The 2725-nt window shown below is 69.5% G+C and carries 4 protein-coding genes; all 4 read right to left on the bottom strand.

Annotation, left to right across the window (positions count from 1 at the left end; all coding sequences use genetic code 11):
- Nucleotides 1-405: 405 nt before the first annotated feature.
- Genes ACFXA3_RS40415 through ACFXA3_RS40400 form a run of 4 tightly spaced genes read right to left on the bottom strand, consistent with a single transcriptional unit; the run spans nt 406 to nt 2572 of the window.
- Nucleotides 406-1437, bottom strand: coding sequence for a hypothetical protein (locus ACFXA3_RS40415; protein ID WP_385196108.1), 1032 nt, complete (start codon nt 1435-1437; stop codon nt 406-408).
- Between the two features lie 11 nt (nt 1438-1448).
- On the bottom strand, nt 1449-1889 hold the full coding sequence (locus tag ACFXA3_RS40410) for a hypothetical protein (protein WP_385196106.1): 441 nt from the start codon (nt 1887-1889) through the stop codon (nt 1449-1451).
- Between the two features lie 39 nt (nt 1890-1928).
- Nucleotides 1929-2219 carry a hypothetical protein gene (locus ACFXA3_RS40405; RefSeq protein WP_385196104.1) on the bottom strand — a complete coding sequence of 97 codons (291 nt, stop codon included), beginning with the start codon at nt 2217-2219 and terminating at the stop codon, nt 1929-1931.
- The gene (locus ACFXA3_RS40400) at nt 2216-2572 is read right to left on the bottom strand and encodes a DUF6247 family protein (RefSeq protein ID WP_385196101.1); all 357 of its coding nucleotides are present in this window, start codon (nt 2570-2572) and stop codon (nt 2216-2218) included. The genes ACFXA3_RS40405 and ACFXA3_RS40400 overlap by 4 nt, the downstream gene beginning before the upstream one ends.
- Nucleotides 2573-2725 lie beyond the last annotated feature (153 nt).

The following is a 2725-nucleotide window of genomic DNA, read 5'->3' as shown; positions in this document are numbered from 1 at the left end:
GAGTTCTCAAGGAACGGACGCTTCCTTTGTACTCACCCTCTCGGGCTTTCCTCCGGGCTTTCGTTCTTCGTTCTTGCGTTTCCGACTCTATCAGACTCTTTCGTGTCCGATTCCCGGTCGAAGCGGGATTCGCTTTCCAGGTCTTCGCTTTCGCGTTTCCCTTTCCGGCGATGCCGACTCTATCAGAAGTTTTCCACCGGATTTCCCGGCTTCGGATTCCTGGATGAGGAGTCGAGTGCATGCCCGAGGAATTCGATTCCGTAGGCACGCGGGGGGGGTCTTGCAGTTGGCTGCCGAACTTGGTCGGTTCCAGGCAACCGTTCAACTCTACAACTGGCCCCCGGAGGTGTCAAAACGAGGGCCGCCCCAGGTCAGAGGCGTGTGCGCGCCGGGTACCGCAGCCCGCTACTGGATGCTCGTGAGGTGCGGATGTCCCGGTTCTGCTGGGCAGGCGAACACGTTCAGCTTGCCCCAGCGGCCCACCGCCACTCCGGTGGCCGCCCCGCCCCCGCCGACGGCCGGGTCCCGTTCCTCGAGCGGCATCCAGCTGCCGCTGCCGCCGTCCCACTCCGAACTGTCGATGGTCAGCAGCAGTTCCATCGGGGCCGCGCAGGCCGGGCAGTCCGCGGCGCCGGCGTCGGTCAGGTTCCAGGACGCATGGCCCCCGGCACGCCAGCCGGGCGGGATGGACAGGTCGAACTGGTAGGTCGGCCAGTCCCATTCCTCCACGCCCGCTTCCTCGGCCTCCTCCTCGAGGGCCTCTTCCCTGGCCTCGATCCGCGCGCTCAGCTCTTCGGGCAGCAGCCCTGCGAAGGGATACGTGACCACCTGCTCGGGGTGCAGCACGCACGGCTCGGGTACGTACCCCTCGGAGCCCACGAGCTCCGGCGCGGGCGGCTGCGCCATGACCGTGACGACCTCCCCCGACCGGCGCCAGCGCAGGTCCAGCAGCATGCCGGTCCGGTTCGCGCCGTGCGCGTCGAAGGGGCACCAGAACACCTGGAGCAGATCGCAGTCCTGCGGCCCCGCGAGCAGGTCGGGCACGTCCCGGCGGTACAGCTGGGCCAGCCCGATCATCGGGAGCGGATGCGTCTCCCCGCTCTCCCCCACCGCCCGGTGCCTGCGCCTGAGCTCCTCCAGGAGCCGCCGCTCCTCGTCGGTGGGGCCGGAGTCCGGGTTCCGGGTCCACGCGGCGGCCAGCAGCTGCCGCTCCTGGTGGATGTCCGCGGGGCGTCGGCCGCGCCGGTGGGGGTGCGGGTCGGTGCACACCGGCCACGGCTCGTCCGCCGGCCAGAGCATCGGCCCGCCCACGGAGCTCATCGACGCGTCGGGGCTGCCCGGCCGCGGGTGCAGCCGGGTGGTCGTGCCGCGGTGGGCGGCGAGCCCGGGGAAGAGCACCTCGACGTCGAGCGGGCGCGGTGGCGTGGTCCTCGTCATGATCCCGAACCCTACGGGCGCGTCCGGTACGAACCGATGTCGTCATCGGCGAGCGCGGTGCCGATGGCGCCGGCCGAGCACAGCGATCGTCCGAGTTCCCCGGTGAGGATGCGCGGGTGCCGGCGCCACCACCACAGGTCGGGCCCGGGCAGCCTGTGGAACTGGTCGAGTGCCTGGCCGTCGTCGTCGACGGTCGCCGCCTTGTACCGGTCGTCCAGGGCCTTGATCCGTGGCGTCCAGAGCTGGACGACGTGTTCGTCCAGCAGGATCCACGCCTCGTGGAGCCAGTTACGGCAGTAGAGGTCGTTGGTGTACTCGTCGATGTCGTCGTCGTACCCGCGCTCGATGCCGCCCACCAGGGCGGCCCACGCGTGCACCCTCTCGTCGACCGTGAACGCCGTCCGCCAGCCGCGCCGCCGCAACAGCTCTCCCACCTCGGTTTCAGAAGCCACGGCGTGAGGCTCTCATGTCGAGCAACGGCCCACCGGGGGTCAGAGGTTGACGCGTTTGAGGTAGACGCGGTGGCGGTGGGGGATGGTCTGGTACCAGAGCATCAGGTGTTCGTCCTCGTACGTGCGCAACCGCATCGGGCTGGGGTCCTCGTAGAGGCTGCCGTCCTTCGGGTCGATGGCCATCGCGGCCAGGTCGACCAGCCCCTCCATGACAACGGCGACCAGCTCCTGCTGCTCCGGCGGCATGTCGCCGAGCACCCACGGTCGGCTGGGGTCGCACTCCCACGCCCAGCCGCTGTCGTTCTCCGCTCCTTCGCCCCGCGGAGTCACTGCCCGATCTCGCGCTGGGCCTCGGCCAGGATGCGGCTGCTCGTTTCCATGGCTGCCTTGAACTGTTCCTCCGTGGCGGCCGGGTCGCCGGCCGTGGCCTCGGCCTGGAGCAGTGCCGCCGCGCGGGCCGGCCAGCGGTGGATGGCCACATGGGTGGCCCACTTGATCAGGAAGAAGCGGAGCGGGTTGATGGCGCCCGTCTCCGCGGCCCGGTCGAACGCCGCATGGCACTCCCGGTCGAACTCTGCGAGGTGCGGCATGTCGATCCGGCGGACGGCATCCCGCAGGGCTTCGCGCGTCATGGCCGGCTGGGGGATGAGCGGACCGTCGTCTTCGAGGTGCTGTGCTGTCATCGTGCCTCCAGGGGAACGCTCGCCACGATACCCAGCAGCCCTGCCAAAAGCCCCCCTGAACGCAGAAAAGCCCCGCACCGAACCCATAAGGGCTGGTGCGGGGCTTTCCCACAATGATTGTTCGGCGGCGTCCTACTCTCCCACAGGGTCCCC

This window comes from Streptomyces sp. NPDC059456 (assembly GCF_042750055.1).
Taxonomy (GTDB): domain Bacteria; phylum Actinomycetota; class Actinomycetes; order Streptomycetales; family Streptomycetaceae; genus Streptomyces.
Note: the sequence above shows the minus strand (reverse complement) of the source record. Positions and strands in the feature narration are given on the sequence as shown.